Annotated in this window: 12 protein-coding genes and 1 pseudogene; 3 read left to right on the top strand and 10 right to left on the bottom strand. The window is 73.3% G+C overall.

The annotated features are described in order from the left end of the window. Window positions 1–44 precede the first annotated feature (44 nt). On the top strand, window positions 45–935 hold the full coding sequence (locus ACFPCY_RS03985; RefSeq protein WP_378252164.1) for a LysR family transcriptional regulator: 891 nt from the start codon (window positions 45–47) through the stop codon (window positions 933–935). Here ACFPCY_RS03985 and ACFPCY_RS03980 read toward each other — a convergent pair. Further along, window positions 903–2,147 (bottom strand): MFS transporter, encoded by a 1,245-nt coding sequence (locus ACFPCY_RS03980; protein ID WP_378252163.1) that lies wholly within the window; start codon window positions 2,145–2,147, stop codon window positions 903–905. The two genes, ACFPCY_RS03985 and ACFPCY_RS03980, sit on opposite strands and share 33 nt — an antisense overlap. Before the next feature lie 75 nt (window positions 2,148–2,222). On the opposite strand from ACFPCY_RS03980, the gene ACFPCY_RS03975 reads away from it, so the two are divergent. Next, a complete protein-coding gene (locus tag ACFPCY_RS03975) occupies window positions 2,223–3,119 on the top strand; it encodes a LysR family transcriptional regulator (RefSeq protein ID WP_378252162.1) in 897 nt (298 codons plus the stop codon). Window positions 3,120–3,202: 83 nt separating this feature from the next. Here the strand turns inward: ACFPCY_RS03975 and ACFPCY_RS03970 are convergent, their stop codons facing one another. After that, on the bottom strand, window positions 3,203–3,991 hold the full coding sequence (locus ACFPCY_RS03970) for a TetR/AcrR family transcriptional regulator C-terminal domain-containing protein (protein ID WP_378252161.1): 789 nt from the start codon (window positions 3,989–3,991) through the stop codon (window positions 3,203–3,205). A gap of 71 nt (window positions 3,992–4,062) precedes the next feature. Between ACFPCY_RS03970 and ACFPCY_RS03965 the strand changes: the two genes are divergently transcribed. Continuing rightward, a complete protein-coding gene (locus tag ACFPCY_RS03965) occupies window positions 4,063–6,330 on the top strand; it encodes an ATP-binding cassette domain-containing protein (protein ID WP_378252160.1) in 2,268 nt (755 codons plus the stop codon). Here ACFPCY_RS03965 and ACFPCY_RS03960 read toward each other — a convergent pair. The 8 genes and pseudogenes from ACFPCY_RS03960 to ACFPCY_RS03925 all read right to left on the bottom strand — a co-directional run bounded on the left by ACFPCY_RS03960 (window position 6,312) and on the right by ACFPCY_RS03925 (window position 15,688). Further along, complete coding sequence (locus ACFPCY_RS03960) at window positions 6,312–7,031, bottom strand: GNAT family N-acetyltransferase (protein WP_378252159.1); 720 nt, start codon at window positions 7,029–7,031, stop codon at window positions 6,312–6,314. The two genes, ACFPCY_RS03965 and ACFPCY_RS03960, sit on opposite strands and share 19 nt — an antisense overlap. 256 nt (window positions 7,032–7,287) lie before the next feature. Next, window positions 7,288–7,755, bottom strand: coding sequence for a Dps family protein (locus ACFPCY_RS03955; protein ID WP_378252158.1), 468 nt, complete (start codon window positions 7,753–7,755; stop codon window positions 7,288–7,290). Between the two features lie 219 nt (window positions 7,756–7,974). After that, window positions 7,975–8,331 carry a helix-turn-helix domain-containing protein gene (locus ACFPCY_RS03950; protein WP_378252157.1) on the bottom strand — a complete coding sequence of 119 codons (357 nt, stop codon included), beginning with the start codon at window positions 8,329–8,331 and terminating at the stop codon, window positions 7,975–7,977. Between the two features lie 111 nt (window positions 8,332–8,442). Beyond that, the gene (locus tag ACFPCY_RS03945; RefSeq protein ID WP_378252156.1) at window positions 8,443–9,741 is read right to left on the bottom strand and encodes a CinA family nicotinamide mononucleotide deamidase-related protein; all 1,299 of its coding nucleotides are present in this window, start codon (window positions 9,739–9,741) and stop codon (window positions 8,443–8,445) included. An 86-nt stretch (window positions 9,742–9,827) separates the two neighbouring features. Continuing rightward, window positions 9,828–10,424: a CDP-diacylglycerol--glycerol-3-phosphate 3-phosphatidyltransferase gene (pgsA, locus tag ACFPCY_RS03940; RefSeq protein ID WP_378252155.1), complete on the bottom strand. Its 597-nt coding sequence runs from the start codon at window positions 10,422–10,424 to the stop codon at window positions 9,828–9,830. Window positions 10,425–10,429: 5 nt separating this feature from the next. Further along, window positions 10,430–11,923 (bottom strand): annotated as a pseudogene (rimO, locus tag ACFPCY_RS03935) (30S ribosomal protein S12 methylthiotransferase RimO); the annotation flags it as partial. Between the two features lie 49 nt (window positions 11,924–11,972). Beyond that, window positions 11,973–12,734: a helix-turn-helix domain-containing protein gene (locus tag ACFPCY_RS03930; protein ID WP_378252154.1), complete on the bottom strand. Its 762-nt coding sequence runs from the start codon at window positions 12,732–12,734 to the stop codon at window positions 11,973–11,975. A gap of 239 nt (window positions 12,735–12,973) precedes the next feature. Continuing rightward, window positions 12,974–15,688, bottom strand: a complete 2,715-nt coding sequence (locus ACFPCY_RS03925) for an FtsK/SpoIIIE family DNA translocase (protein ID WP_378252153.1) — start codon at window positions 15,686–15,688, stop codon at window positions 12,974–12,976. Window positions 15,689–15,795: the final 107 nt, after the last annotated feature.

Genomic DNA, 15,795 nt, shown 5'->3' with positions numbered 1-15,795 from the left:
TTCCCGGATTCACTTGCTGATCTCCAAGCTCTACCTTGGAGCGCATGACCCTGGACGACCTGCGCGTGTTCGTGGCGGTGTGCGAGGCGGGCAGCCTGAGCGCGGTCGCGCGCGATCTCGACCGGAGCCAGTCGGCCGTCAGCCAGCACGTGAAGCGGCTGGAGCGGGAGACCGGGCTCGCGCTGCTGGAGCGGCGGCCGCGCGGGGTGTCCCCGACGGAGGCGGGCCGGGTGCTGCACCGGGCGGCGGCGGAGGGCATCGCCGGGCTGACCGCCGCCCTCGCCAGGCTCGACGACCTGCGGCGCGGCGTCGGCGGGACGGTCCGGATCGCGACCGGGGCGACGACCGTCCGGCACTTCATGGCGGGCGGCATCGCCGACTTCCGCGCCCGGCATCCCGGCGTCGCGCTGGAGTTCGTCACCGCCGACTCCAGCCGCCGCTGCCTGGAGGCCGTCCGCGCGCACGACGCCGACCTCGCGTGGGTGACGATCGGCCCGGACGCGGACGGCGTGGAGCAGCGCCCCGCCTGCCGCCTCCCGTGGGTGCTGGCCGTGCACGTCTCGGATCCGCTGTCGGCCCGCTCGTCCCTCCGGCTGGACGAGCTGAGCGGCATCCACCGCATCCGGCTGCCCGAGCACTCGACGTCCCGGCGGCACCTGGACGCCCAGCTCGAACGGCACGGCGTCCGGACGACGTCCAGCGCGAGCGTCGCCGACTGGGACACCGCGCTCCTGCTCGCGGAGCTGGGCCTCGGCCACGCGATCCTGCCCGCGCTCCCCGGGTTGAAGCACGGGCCGGGGAGCGTCGTCCGGCTCGTCCCGATCCCCGGTCTGGCGCCGCTGTCGGCCGGATGGGCGGCGCGCCGCTGGGACGCGCTCACCCCCGTCGCGCTGGAGTTCGCGTCAACCGTGATCCGCCATCTCGCCGCCGAGTGAGACCAGCGCCGGCTCGGGCGCGGGCGCGGGGCGCGGGGCCTCGGCGCGGCGCAGCAGGGCGGTCCCGGCCGTCATGGCGAGCGCGCCGAGCCCGGCGACGAGGGCGGCGATCAGCAGGGTCGGGGCGAGTCCGAGCGCGCCGGTCACGGCGCCGAACGCGAACGGCGCGATCGCGGCCCCGGTGAACAGGCCGAGCTGGACCTGACCGCCCGCGCGGGCGCCGTCGCCGGGCAGGACCCGCAGGACGGCGGCGAACAGCAGGCCCGTCCAGCCCCAGCCGCCCGCGACGGTCAGCGCGGCGCCGGCGACGAAGCAGACCGGGTTCCCGGCGGCGGTGATCAGCAGGCCGAGCCCGCCCGCGAGCATCATGCCCGCGACGATCGCGGGGTTGCGGCGCGGCGCGCGGTCGGCGGCGACGCCCGCGACGAGCCGGACGGCCACCGCGAGCAGCCCGGCGACCGACTGCATGATCCCGGCCAGCCCGGTGGACAGGCCCGAGTGGGTGCCGATCTGGATGAAGTACGAGGCGGTCGCGTTGGACCCGATCGTCGCGAGCGCCGCCGCGAGCGTCCAGAGGACGAGCACGGTCCGGATGCCGGGAACGGAGCCCGTCCCTGCCTCGCTCTTGTTCGCCGGACGGGCGGTCACCGCGTCGTCGGCGGGCTCAGGAGCCCGGACGAGCGGCGTCACGGCGAGGCCGAGGACGGGGCAGACCAGCGCGGCCCAGAGCGCCGCGCGCCAGCCGTGCGGGCCGGCGACGAGGCCCGCGAGCAGTCCCGGCAGCAGGGGGCTCACCCCGAGCGCCGCGCTGACCAGCCCGGACGCCAGCGAGAGCCGCTGCGCCGGGACGCGGCCGGCGATGAACCGTCCCGCGACCGGCTGGGTCAGCGCGCTGCCCGCGCCCGCGATCACCAGCGCGCCGCCGAGGACGAGCCCGTTCGGCGCGAGGGCGGCGAGCGCCAGCCCGGCCGCCGCGAGCACGTTGACCAGCACGAGCACGGCCGGGACGGAGAGCCGGGCCGCGATCTTGCGGGCGAGCGGCGCGCCCACCGCGCTGACGGCGAAGAAGCCGCTCAGGATGAGGCCGAAGACGGTTCCGGAGACCGGGAGACCGTGCTCGACGGGGGTGGCCAGCGCCGCGACGCCGAACACGGGGGTCATCGCGGCGACGGTGGTGAGGACGACGGCTGCCAGGCCCTTCCAGGGAGTCATGGAAGGATCATGCGCCCGGCGGCCCGGCGCGCGCCAAGACCCACGGTCATGCCGGAAAGGCATTACCGTGACGGAATGGACGTCTCGACCCGCTCGCTGCGGTACTTCGTCGCCGTCGCCGAAGAGCTGCACTTCACGCGCGCCGCCGAGCGCCTGTACGTGGCGCAGCCCGCGCTGTCCAAGGCCGTCCGGCGGCTGGAGGACGAGCTGGGCGCGCCGCTGTTCGTCCGGACCCGCCACTCGGTCGCGCTGACCGACGCGGGCCGCTCGCTGCTGCCCGTCGCGCGCGCCGCCGTCGAGTCGCTGGACGACTGGGAGCGCCGGGCCCGCGCCGAGCGCGACGCCGCCGCCCGCGTCCTGCCGGTCGGCTACCACTCCGCCGTCGATCCGACGCTGCTGCGCGGCGTGACCGAGCGGTTCGCCGCGCTGCGCCCGGACCGGCGGGTCGAGCTGCGGCTGAACGACTGGGACGACCCCGCGGGCACCGTCCTGTCCGGGCGCGACCGCGCGGCGCTGCTGCGCCTGCCGCTGCCCGGCGCGAACCGGCTGGATCACGAGGTCATCGTCACCGAGCGGCGGTGCGTCGCGCTGCCGGAAGGGCACCGGCTCACCGCGCTCGACACCGTCCGGCTGCGCGACCTGCGGGACGAGACGTTCGTGGCCCTGCCCGCGTCGGCCGGCCCGCTGCGCGACTTCTGGCTGGCGCTGGACCGGCTCGGCACGCTGCCGAAGATCGGCGCGGAGGTGCACAACTCCGAGGACTACTTCCAGGCCGTCCAGTCCGGGCGCGGCATCGCGATGCTCTCGGAGATGACGTCCCGCGTGTACCGGCGTCCGGGCGTGGTCTACCGGCCGGTCGTGGACGCGCCGGAGAGCGAGCTCGCCGTCGTCTGGCCGCGCGGCGACGCCGACCCGGTGCTGCGCGACTTCGTCCGCGCCTGCCTGGAGGCCGCCGGCGACTACCGGGGCTGACCGCCCGGCCGGCCAGACGCGCTTCGATGGGGGCGGCCGGTCAGGCACTCCCCGATCGGGCGCGGGCGGTCAGGCGCGGGCGGTCAGGCGCGGGCGGTCAGGCGCGCCTCGATGCCGTCGAGGATGACGGCGAGGCCCTGGTGGAAGCTCTCGTCGACGAGCATCTCCAGGTAGGGACCGTCGTGGTCGGGCGGCGGCGCGTCGCGGGACTCCAGCCAGGCCATGTCCGGGACGCCGTCGAGGAAGTCGGGCGCGATCTCCTCCAGCGCGGCGGCGCGGGCGTGCCACCACTCCTCGTCGGGGACGCCGGTCGTGCGGGCGGCCTCGCGCGCCTCGTTCACCGCGCGCACCGCGCCCTCGACGTACCGGACGAGGACGGGCACGACCGCGCGCGCCTCGTCCGGCCGCAGCCCGGCCCGCCGCAGGACGCCGGCCAGCGCGTTGTACGCGGTGTACTCGTTCGGCCCCAGCACCGGACGGGCCTGCGACACCCGGGACACCCACGGATGCCGCAGGTGGAACGCGCGCGTGGCCTCGGCCCAGGAGACCAGCGCGTCCCGCCACCCGGGCTCGGGGAAGGACGGCGGCAGCTCGCCGAGGACCTTGTCGTACATGAGGTCGACCAGCTCGGCCTTGCCCCGCACGTACGTGTAGAGCGCCATCGCGGTGCGCCCGAGTCGCTCGCCCACCAGCCGCATCGACAGCGCGGCCGTGCCGACCTCGTCGGCCACCGCGATGCCCGCGTCCACGACGGCGTCCACCGACAGGCCGGGTTTCGGTCCGGGCGTCCCCGACCGCGCCGCCGGGACCGCATCGCGCCAGAGCAGCTCCATCGAGCGGCGCGGATCGCCCTGTCCCGCGAAGACGGCCATCCCGGACTCCTTATGGCATAAGCTGATCGAGCAACACTTTATGCCCTAAGGATATCAACGGGAGGACGCGCATGACCCGGCACATCGCCGACAGCCACGACGTCATCGAGGTCCGCCGGGCGCGCGAGAACAACCTCGCGGACGTCTCGCTCGACCTGCCCAAGCGCCGCCTGACCGTGTTCACGGGGGTCTCCGGGTCCGGCAAGTCGTCGCTGGTGTTCGGCACGATCGCGGCCGAGTCGCAGCGCCTGATCAACGAGACCTACACCGCGTTCGTCCAGTCCTTCATGCCGTACGTCCCCCGCCCGGACGTGGACGTCCTGCGCAACCTGTCCGCGTCGATCGTGGTGGACCAGGAGCGCATGGGCGCGAACGCCCGGTCCACCGTCGGGACGGCCACCGACGCGTCCACCATGCTCCGGATCGTGTTCAGCCGCCTCGGCGTCCCGCACGTCGGGACGTCCAGCGCGTTCAGCTTCAACACCGCCGACGGCATGTGCCGGCGCTGCGAGGGCCTCGGGAAGGTCTCCGACATCGACGTCGACCAGCTCGTCGACCGCGACAGGTCGCTGAACGAGGGCGCGATCACCGTCCCGAACTTCGCCGTCGACTCCTGGTACTGGAAGAACCTCGCCCACTCCGGGTTCGTGGACCCGGACGTCAAGCTGCGCGACTACACCCGGCAGCAGTGGGACGACCTCCTCTACAAGCCCGCCACGAAGATCAAGCTCGGCGGGCTGAACACCAACTACGAGGGCCTGGTCGTCAAGGTCCGGCGGCTGTACCTGGCGAAGGACAAGGACGCCCTCCAGCCGCACATCCGCGCGTTCGTCGAGCGGGCCGTCACGTTCACCGCCTGCCCCGGATGCGGCGGCGCGCGGCTGAACCCGGCGGCGCTGTCGTCCCGGATCGACGGGCTGAACATCGCCGACTGCTCGGCGATGCAGATCAGCGACCTGGCCGCGTTCGCCCGCAAGCTGGACGAGCCCTCGGTCGCGCCGCTGCTCGCCACCCTCCGCGAGACGCTCGACTCGCTGGTCGAGGTCGGGCTCGGCTACCTCAGCCTCGACCGCGAGTCCGGCAGCCTGTCCGGCGGCGAGGCGCAGCGCGTCAAGATGGTGCGGCACCTCGGCTCCAGCATCACCGACGTGACGTACGTGTTCGACGAGCCGACCGTCGGCCTGCACCCGCACGACATCCGACGCATGAACGACCTGCTGCTGCGGCTGCGCGACAAGGGGAACACCGTGCTGGTCGTCGAGCACAAGCCGGAGACGATCGAGATCGCCGACCACGTCGTGGACCTCGGCCCCGGCGCGGGCGCGGCGGGCGGCCGGATCTGCTACACCGGCGACGTCGCGGGGCTCCGCGCGTCCGGCACCCTCACCGGACGGCACCTCGACCACCGCGCGCGGCTCCGCGAGACCGTCCGCGCCCCGACCGGGCACGCGGCCATCGAGAACGCGACGCGGCACAACCTCAAGAACGTCAGCGTGGACGTCCCGCTCGGCGTCCTGACGGTCGTCACGGGCGTCGCCGGATCCGGGAAGAGCTCGCTCATCCACGGCTACCTGGCCGGACGCGACGGGGTCGTCGCCGTCGACCAGTCGCCGATCCGCGGCTCGCGGCGCTCCAACCCGGCCACCTACACCGGCCTGCTCGACCCGATCCGGACCGCGTTCGCCAAGGCCAACGGCGTCCGGCCGGCGCTGTTCTCGGCGAACTCCGAGGGCGCCTGCCCCAACTGCAAGGGCCTCGGACTGGTCTACACCGACCTCGCGATGATGGCCGGAGTCGCTACGGTCTGCGAGGAATGCGAGGGCCGCCGCTTCACTCCCGAAGTGCTGGGCTACACCCTGGACGGCCGGAACATCAGCGAGGTGCTCGCAATGTCCGTGGACGAGGCGCGCGAGGTCTTCGGCACCGGCCAGGCCGGGGCGATCCTCGGCCGCCTCGCCGACGTCGGCCTCGGCTACCTCGGCCTCGGCCAGCCGCTCACCACGCTCTCGGGCGGCGAGCGGCAGCGCCTCAAGCTGGCGATCCACATGGCCGAGAAGGCCGCGACCTACGTCCTGGACGAGCCGACCACCGGCCTGCACCTCGCCGACGTGGACCAGCTCCTCGCCCTGCTCGACCGCCTCGTGGACGCGGGCAACTCGGTCGTCGTGATCGAGCACCACCAGGCCGTCATGGCGCACGCGGACTGGATCATCGACCTCGGCCCCGGCGCGGGCTCGGAGGGCGGCGAGATCGTCTTCACCGGCACCCCCGCCGACCTGGTCGCGAACGGCGACACGCTGACCGCCGTCCACCTCCGCGACTACGTCCGCACGCGATAGTGGTATCCGCCCGCCACCTCGAAGCCCTCGGACGCGTATAGCGCCCGCGCGGCCGCGTTCCCCTCGGTGACGCAGAGGTAGGCGTGGCTCGCGCCGCCCGTCCGGCCGCGATGCAGGAGGGCCCGCAGCACCTCGCGGGCCAACCCCTGCCGCCGCGCCTCCGGACGGACGGCCATGCAGTAGATCCCGTACCAGTCCCCCTGCGGCACGCCCCGCCCCACGCCCGCGACACCGGGTCCAACGCCGGCGTAGTCGGCGGGGACGCCGGTGATGATCGCTCGCGCGGCCGGCCCCTGGTCGGCGTAGCGTCCGTCCACGGACCACCAGGCGTCCACCCAGGCGTCGGACGGCTCCTCCGCGATCTCGACGCCGTCTCCGATCCCGTCGCCGTCCGCGGGCTCCGCAGCGTCCAGCTCGCGGACCATCAGCAGCGTCGGATCGACCAGCTCGTACCCGCGCCGCGCCAGCAGTTCATCGAGTGCCGGATCGTCCAGGAGGGAGAAGACGGCGGGCAGCCCGCGATCGGCGTAGAACTTCTCTGCCGCCTCGATCAACGCCTCCGGATCGTCCGCCGGGCCGGCGGGCCAGACCGAGTTGGCACGCTTGGTGACACCGCCCGCGCTCCGGAAGACCCACCCCTCCCGCCGGACGTTCTCAACAGCGGGCCAGGCTTCGTGCAGCAGCAGGTCGAACCGGATCATCGAGCGATACTAGCGCCGTCCACCCAAGCAGGGCTCCGCGGACGACCGGTCCCCGAACAGCCGAAACCCCGCCCCGAGCAATACCGGAGCGGGGTGATCAGACCGCCTCAAGGTGCACCGCGAGCGCGTGACCAACCGGGCGGAGCCGAAGCCGGAGGCGAGGCTCCGGCCGGTTGATCGCGAAGCGATGCCGCGCTCGCCGCCCCAGCGATTCGGGGCCGAGCCGCCAGGCGAGGCCCCGAAGTCGCGGAGGCAATCAACTTTGAGCCTGGAACATCCAGTGCTGCTTCTCCAAGTCCGCGGTGATGCTGATGAGCAGGTCCTGGGTGATCGGGTCCGGCTCGTCGGTCGCGGCGACGCGCTCGCGGAACCGCTTGATGATCTCGAAGAGGGTGCCGGTGACGGCGGCGACGACCTTGTCGTCGGCCAGGGAGCCGGCCTCCAGCTGCTGGATCTCGGTGCGGTCGGCGACCGTGCGGGACCGGCCGTCCGGGTTCACGCCGATCGCGATCGCGCGCTCGGCCACGTCGTCCTGGGCCTGCCGGGCCAGGTCGACGATCTCGTCCAGGTGCTCGTGGACCACCTTGAACCGCGGTCCGACGAGGTTCCAGTGCGCCTGCTTGGCGTAGAGGGCGAGGTCGATCAGGTCGACCAGGGCGCCCTGGAGGGCCTCGCCGGTCGTCTTCTGCGCGGCCTCGGAAAGGGGGCTCTTCACGGCGGTCATCGATGAGCTCCTTCCGCGTTGTTCGTCCACTGACTGGTACAACGCGAAACCTGCCCTGAAATGCCCTTCTCACTCGTGAGACACCACACAGGCCCGGTCAAGGATCGCCGCCGCGGCGCGCGGCTCATCCGGCGCGCGCCCGGCCGATCGGCCGGGCCGGAAGCCCATGCGGAATCACGGCGGGGCGACCGCTGCCGCGGTCGCCGTCCCGGACCACCGTCAGGCGGCCACCATGTCGGCCCGGAACTCGCCCGCGATCTCCTCCGGCGAATCGGGCACCGCGTCGGTGCTGATCCGCTCGTGCTCCGGCGGCGCGCCGGCCATCACCGGCTCGTGCTGCAGCTCGGCCAGCGCGAGCTGGTCGGCCACCTCTCGCAGGACGTGGCTGAGCGGCACCCCGAGGGCCTTGCAGATCGAGGACAGCAGTTCGGAGGACGCCTCCTTCTGCCCACGCTCCACCTCGGACAGGTAGCCCAGCGACACCCGGGCCGCCGCCGACACCTCGCGGAGGGTGCGTCCCTGGCGCAGCCGCAGCGCCCGCAGGACGTCACCGAGCAGGCTGCGAAGCAGGACCATCGTCTCGCTCCCTCCCTCAGTTCGGACCATCTGCCGGTTCCACCGTACCCGCCCGGAGCGTGGCCGTGGCAGACCGTCGATTTCGTGTTCGCTCGGAACGTAACGCTGTAATCAGCCCGATCCTTCCCGATCTTTCTGAGCGTCCCCGGCGGCGGGCTCCGCGTCAAGCCCGAGCAGGACGCGACGTACCAGGTCAAGGGCGTGGACCACGGTCATGCGGCGCAGCGCGGCGCGGCTCTCGGCCCCGGTGCCGGGCACCGGGAGTCGCGGTCGCGTGACGCAGAACGCATTTCCGGGTCCGGCCACGGCGATGTAGACCGTTCCGACCGGACGGCCGTCCTGGGGCTCCGGCCCGGCCACTCCGGTCACCGCGACACCGTAGTCGGCGCCCAGCCGGTCGCGCGCGCCCTCGGCCATCTGGCGGGCCACGTCCGGGTGGACGGCCCCCTCCCTCGCCAGGAGCGCGTCGTCCACGCCCAGCAGCCGGTGCTTGAGCCCGGTGGCGTAGGAGACGACGCCGCCGGCGTAGGTCGCGGACGAACCGGGCATCTTCGTCAGCTCCGCGCCGATCAGCCCTCCGGTCAGCGACTCGGCCGTCGCGACCGTCGCGTCCCGCTCGGCCAGCAGCCGGTGGACGACCCGGTCGAGCGTCTCTTCGCCCTCGCCGTAGACGGCGTCGCCGAGCAGCTCGCGCACGCGCGCCTCGGCGTCGGCCAGCAGCCCGGACGGGTCGTCCCCGGCGGCGGTGATCCGCACCCGCACCTCGGACGGGTCGGGCAGGTACGCCAGCGTGACGCCCGGCATCTCCTCGACCGGCGCGAGCCGCGCGGCGACGACCGACTCCCAGAGCCCGGCCGTGCGCAGCGTCCGGCGCGCCACGGCGGGCAGGCCCGCGCGCTCGGCCAGCTCGGGCAGGACCAGCTCGTCCATGATCGTGCGCATCTCGAACGGCACGCCGGGCAGGGCGTAGACCGGGCCGCCGGGCAGCTCGACCCGCAGGCCCGGCGCGCTGCCCGCCGAGTTCGCCAGCACGCGGGCGCCCGCCGGGACGTCCGCCATGCGCAGCGCCATCGGCTGGAGCTCGCGCCCGGCCGCCGCCACCCGCTCGCGCAGCCGCCGCTCCAGCTCCGGATCGCGCACCAGCGCCACGCCCGCGGCCTTCGCCAGCGCGTCGCGGGTCAGGTCGTCGGAGGTCGGGCCGAGCCCGCCGGTCGTGATCACGGCGTCCGCGCGCGCCAGCGCCTCCCGGACGGCCTCGATGATCTCGTCGAGCACGTCGGCCACCACCACGCTGCGCGTCACCTGGACGCCGCGCTCGGCGAGCCGCTGCCCCAGCCAGGCCGCGTTCCCGTTGATCGTGTCGCCGAGCAGCAGCTCGTCCCCGACCGTCAGCAGTTCCACTCGCAGCACGTGAGCGTCCCCTTCCGTCCACGTACCAACCTACTGCCCGTCCCCGACAGTCCCGCGCGTCCCGCAGGCGGTCCCCGTAGCGGGGCTCAGCGGGTTCCGGCGGTCTTGCGGAGGCGCCACGCCTGGAAGAGGTAGTCGACGCCCGTCACGACCGTGACGACGAGCGCGGCGGCCATCGCGACCCACGCGACCGGCTGGACGATCTCCGGCAGCGGCAGGATGTACAGCCCGATCGCGAGGATCTGCAGCGTCGTCTTCAGCTTGCCGCCCTTGCTCGCCGGGATCACCCCGTACCTGATCACGACGAACCGGAGCAGGGTGATCCCGATCTCGCGGACGAGGATCGCGATCGTCACCCACCACCACAGCTCGCCCAGCACCGACAGGGTGACCAGCGCCGCGCCGGTCAGGGCCTTGTCGGCGATCGGGTCGGCGATCTTGCCGAAGTCGGTGACCAGGTTCCTCTTCCGCGCCAGGTCCCCGTCGATCTTGTCGGTGACGGACGCGACCGCGAACACCGCGAACGCGCCGAGCCGCCAGGCCGTGGTGTCGCGCAGCAGCAGCCACACGAACAGCGGCACCAGCAGGATCCGCAGCAGCGTGAGCAGGTTCGCGACGTTGTAGAGGCTCGCGGGCGGCGGGGACGGCGGCTCGGCCACCGGCCCCGGCGCGCCGGTGGTCATGAGAGTTCCGCCACGAGATCCACGCCGTCGCTGTCCACGACGGTCGCGGTCACGAACTCCCCGATCGTGAGGCCCTCGCCGCGCACGAGCACCATGCCGTCCACGTCGGGGGCCTGGTGCTCGGCGCGGCCCTCGTAGCCGTCGCCGGTCTTCTCCTCGACCAGCACGGAGATCTCGGTGCCGATCCGGTCCTCGGCGCGCTGGGCGGTGAGCTCCTCGGCCAGCGCCGACACCTCCTCGACGCGCCGGGCGACCTCGGCCGGGTCGAGCTTGCCCGGCAGGGTGGCGGCCTCGGTGCCGTCCTCGTCGGAGTAGCCGAACACGCCGATCGCGTCGAGCCGCGCGTCGGTGAGGAACGCCATGAGCTCCTCCAGGTCGTCCTCGGTCTCGCCGGGGAAGCCGACGATGAAGTTCGACCGGACGCCCGCCTCGGGGGCCAGCTCGCGCACCCGCTGGAGCAGTTCCAGGAACCGCTCGCGGTCGCCGAACCGGCGCATCGAGCGCAGCACCGGCCCGGAGGCGTGCTGGAAGGACAGGTCGAAGTAGCGGGCGACGCCGGGCGTCTGGCAGAGCACCTCCAGCAGGCCCGGCCGCAGCTCGGCGGGCTGGAGGTAGGACGCCCGCACCAGCTCGATCCCCTCCACGGCGGCCAGCTGCGGCAGCAGCTTCTCCAGCGCGCGCAGGTCGCCCAGGTCCTTGCCGTAGGACGTCGAGTTCTCCGAGACCAGCACCAGCTCGCGGACGTCGTGTCCGGCGAGCCAGCGCGCCTCCTCCAGCACCTCGGCCGGGTTCCGGGACACGTACGCGCCGCGGAACGCGGGGATCGCGCAGAAGGTGCAGCGCCGGTCGCAGCCGGACGCAAGCTTCAGCGGCGCGACCGGTCCCCCGCCGAGCCGGCGGCGCAGCACGCGCGGCCCGGACGCCGGGGCCACACCGTCCGGCAGGTCGGCCGGGACGCTCCCCGCAGGGGCCGCCTGAGCCTCGCCCACGCCGGGACCGTGGCCGTGACCATGCCCCGCGCCGTGACCGTGGCCGTGGCCCGTGCCGTGGCCCGGAATCGCCACGGACGCCGTGGACCCGGACCGCTCGACCGGCGAGATCGGCAGCAGCGTGCGGCGGTCGCGCGGGGTGTGCGCGCGGTGCCGCCGTCCGGCCATGACGTCGTCCAGCCGCTCGCCGATCCCGGCGTAGTCGTCGAAGCTCAGCACCGCGTCGGTCTCCGGCAGCGCCTCGGCCAGCTCCGCGCCGTACCGCTCGGCCATGCACCCGGCGGCGACGACCTTCGCGCCGGAGTCGTGCGCGGCGAGCAGCGTGTCGATGGAGTCCTTCTTGGCCGCGTCGATGAACCCGCAGGTGTTCACCACGACCACGTCGGCGCCGTCGGAGCTGTCGGTGAGGTCCCAGCCCGCGTCCTCGATCCGGGCGGCGAGCTCTTCGGAGTCGACCTCGTTACGGGCGCAGCCGAGCGTGACGAGGGAGACCTTGCGGCGAGTGGACATGCATCCAAAGGTAGTGGGCGCCGGGGCCGCATCGGACCACGGGAGCCCGTCAGGCGGACTGGGTGTCCTGCGGCTTCGGATCGGACGGGGTGAACCGCATCGTCAGGACGTTCCCGCTCGCGCCCGGCGCGCCGATGTCCCGGCCGTTGACGATCACCCGGACGCCGCCGCCGTTGCCGATCACGATGCTGATCACCTTGCGCGCCGACCAGGCGCGGGTGGACCCGGCGGCCAGCGTGCCGGTGAACAGCGACCTGCCCTTGTCGCCCCGGACGTCCACCCAGGTCGCGCGGCGGGCCTTCAGCTTGATCTGGACGCCCTTGTGCGGCGTGGCCTTCGGCGTCGGCGTGGACGGCCTCGGGGCGGGCGTGCTCGGCGCGGGCGCGGCGGGCGTGCCCGCGACCTGCTGGGCCGCGTGGTGCTCGCCACCGCCGCCGCTCAGCACGTGGAAGATCCCGTATCCGACCACGAGGACGAGCGCCAGCGCCATGGCGGCCGTCCAGTTCGGGGAGCGTCGCTCGCGCAGCGGGACCGACGTCTCGGGCTCGAACGCGGCCACCGCGGACACCGGCTGCGGCGCGCCCCCGTGCGCCTCGTCGAACTCGCGGACGAGCGGCTCCGGGTCGATGCCGATCACCCGGGCGATGCTGCGGATGTGGCCGCGCGCGTAGAAGTTGCCCCCGCACGTGGTGAAGTCGTCGTGCTCGATTCCGCTGACGACGGTCTCGCGGACCCGGGTGCGCAGGCTCACCTCGGTGATGGTGAGCCCGGCTCGCTCGCGCTCTCTCGCCAAGGTCTCACCGATGCTCACGCGAGCCTCCCTAGAGCCGCACCATCAGGCGACCAACCCCCATGCCGATGGTTCCAGTCTAGGAAGCGCCATGCCCGCGGGGCGATAGCCAACACATGCGAAACGGGGCAAGATTTCGCATCATTCCGTCCACGTTCCGATCATCGAGCGGAACGGTCCACGGCGGACCCGGCCCCGACACGAGTGGATCATGCTCGCGGCCCGCGGACACGGCGGCGCGCCGGAACCGGCCAGGGAGGTCAGGCGCCGCCGCGGACGTCGGCGAGGACGCCGGCCAGCTCGTCCGGCTTGACGAGGACGTCGCGCGCCTTGGAACCCTCGCTCGGCCCGACGATGTCGCGGGACTCCATCAGGTCCATCAGGCGGCCCGCCTTGGCGAACCCGACGCGCAGCTTGCGCTGGAGCATGGACGTCGAGCCGAACTGCGTGGTCACGACGAGCTCGATCGCCTGGACGAGCAGGTCCAGGTCGTCGCCGATCTCCTCGTCGATCTCCTTCTTCGGGCCCGCCGCCGCGGCGACGTCCTCCCGGTAGGACGCCTCCATCTGCGACTTGCAGTGCGCGACGACCGCGTGGATCTCCTTCTCGGAGACGTACGCGTTCTGCAGCCGCATCGGCTTGGACGCGCCCATCGGCAGGAACAGCGCGTCGCCCTGGCCGACCAGCTTCTCCGCGCCGGGCTGGTCGAGGATGACGCGGCTGTCGGCGAGCGAGGACGTCGCGAACGCCAGCCGGGACGGCACGTTCGCCTTGATCAGGCCGGTCACGACGTCCACCGACGGACGCTGGGTGGCCAGCACCAGGTGGATCCCGGCGGCGCGGGCGAGCTGGGTGATGCGGACGACCGAGTCCTCGACGTCGCGCGGAGCGACCATCATCAGGTCGGCCAGCTCGTCCACGATCACGAGCATGTACGGGTAGGGGGTGTAGACCCGCTCGCTGCCGGGCGGCGCGGTGAGCTTGCCCGCGCGGACGGCCTTGTTGAAGTCGTCCACGTGCCGGAACCCGGACGCGGCGAGGTCGTCGTAGCGGCGGTCCATCTCGCCGACGACCCATTCGAGGGCCTCGGCGGCCTTCTTCGGGTTGGTGATGATCGGGGTGATCAGGTGCGGGATGCCCTGGTACATGGTGAGCTCGACCCGCTTGGGGTCGACCAGGATCATCCGCACCTCGTCCGGCGTGGCCCGCATCATGACCGAGGTGATCAGCCCGTTGATGCAGGTGGACTTGCCCGCGCCGGTCGCGCCCGCGATCAGGATGTGCGGCATCTTGGCCAGGTTCGCGACCACCGTGCGGCCCTCGACGTCCTTGCCCAGGCCGACGATCATCGGATGGTGCTCGTTGGTCGCGGCGGGCGAGCGGAGCACGTCGCCGAGGCTGACGATGTCCTTGTCCACGTTCGGAATCTCGACCCCGATCGCGGACTTGCCGGGGATCGGGGAGATGATCCGGACCTCGGACGACTTGACCGCGTAGGCGATGTTCTTGGTCAGCGCGGTGATCTTCTCGACCTTGACCGCCGGGCCGAGCTCGATCTCGTACCGGGTGATCGTCGGCCCCCGGGTGAACCCGGTGACCTGCGCGTCGATGTTGAACTGCTCCAGCACCTCGGTGAGCGAGGCGACCACGGCGTCGTTCGCCTTGGTGCGCGGCTTGGCGACGCTGCCGGGCCGGAGGGTCGCCGGGTCCGGCAGCTCGTAGATCTCGCCGGACGACGACAGCGGCAGCTGCTCGGTGCGGGACGGCGCGGGGCTCGGGTCCGGGACGTCAGGGGCGTCCGGGGGCGTGCCGGGCGACACGATCAGGGTGTCGGGGATGTCGTCCTCGACCGGCGGCGGGGGCGGCGGGAAGTCGTCCGCGGCGGAGTTCGCGCCGGTGTCCGCGCCGGAGTCCACGCCGAGCGGGTCCGGGCCGAAGATGTCGTCGGCGAGGTCGCCCTTCTTGCCCTTCTTCGCGGTCTCTTCGTCCAGGACGGGCGTGTCGTACGGCCGGGAGTGCTCCCCGACCTCCAGCTCGTCGTCCTCGCTCTTCTTCTTGCGGCGGCGCTTGGGCTTGCCGCCGTCCGCGTCGTCGGTCTCGTCCTCCGGACGCGGCGGACGGCCCTGGAGCGTCGCCAGCGACCACAGCTCGGCGAGCCGGTCGGGGACGCGGGCGATCGGCGTCGCGGTCACCACGAGCAGCCCGAAGCCCGACAGCAGGATCAGCAGCGGCACCGCCACCCAGCCCGACAGCGCCGCCTTCACCGGCGCGGCGACGAGCCAGCCGATCACGCCGCCGGCGCCGCGCACCCCGGCCATGTCGTGCGCCGGGGTCGGGCTGCCGGACGCGATGTGGATGATGCCGAGGACGCCGACGCCGAGCGCCGTGAGGCCGATGACGATCCGTCCGGTGTCCTCGTTGTGCTCGGGATGCCGCAGCGTGCGCCAGGCGAGGACGGTCAGCACGACCGGCAGCGTCATCGCGAGCACGCCGAGCGCGCCGCGCACGACCCGTTCGAGCGCGACCGTGACCACGCCCTCGGGCGTCCACCAGGTGACCGAGGCGAGCACGATCGCCGCGCCGAGCAGGGCGAGGCCGAGGCCGTCCCGGCGGTGCTCCTCGTCGAGGTCGCGGGCGCCGTTCCCGTACGCGCGGAAGATCGACCCGACCGCCACGGCGGCCAGGTGGTAGAGCTTGAACAGCAGCTTGAACAGGCCCAGCACGAGCTGGGGCACCGGATCGGGCTGGCTCGGCTGCCGCCGCGCCGGAGCGCGCCCCTTGGCCGAGGACGCCCGGGGCTTGCGCGGCGCGGGCGCCTTCCCGGCCCCCGACCTCGCACCGCCGGACTTGGCGCCGCTCCCGGACCGCGCGCCGCCTCCCGACCGCGCGCCGCCTCCCTTGCCCGCCCCACCGCCGCTTCCGGTACGCGAGGACGACGATGTGGTCTTCGCTCCCCCGGACGCACGTGTGGCCATGCTGATGAGATTAACCAAGTCCGACCGGCGTTCCCAGGATCGCCCCGGCGTGTCAGTGCGGCCCCCTGAATCCGTTATGTCCAGCGAGGCACGATAGGCCGCCGCGT

Source organism: Actinomadura gamaensis (genome assembly GCF_042652125.1).
Lineage (GTDB): Bacteria > Actinomycetota > Actinomycetes > Streptosporangiales > Streptosporangiaceae > Spirillospora > Spirillospora gamaensis.
This window is presented reverse-complemented; position numbering and strand designations above follow the sequence as displayed.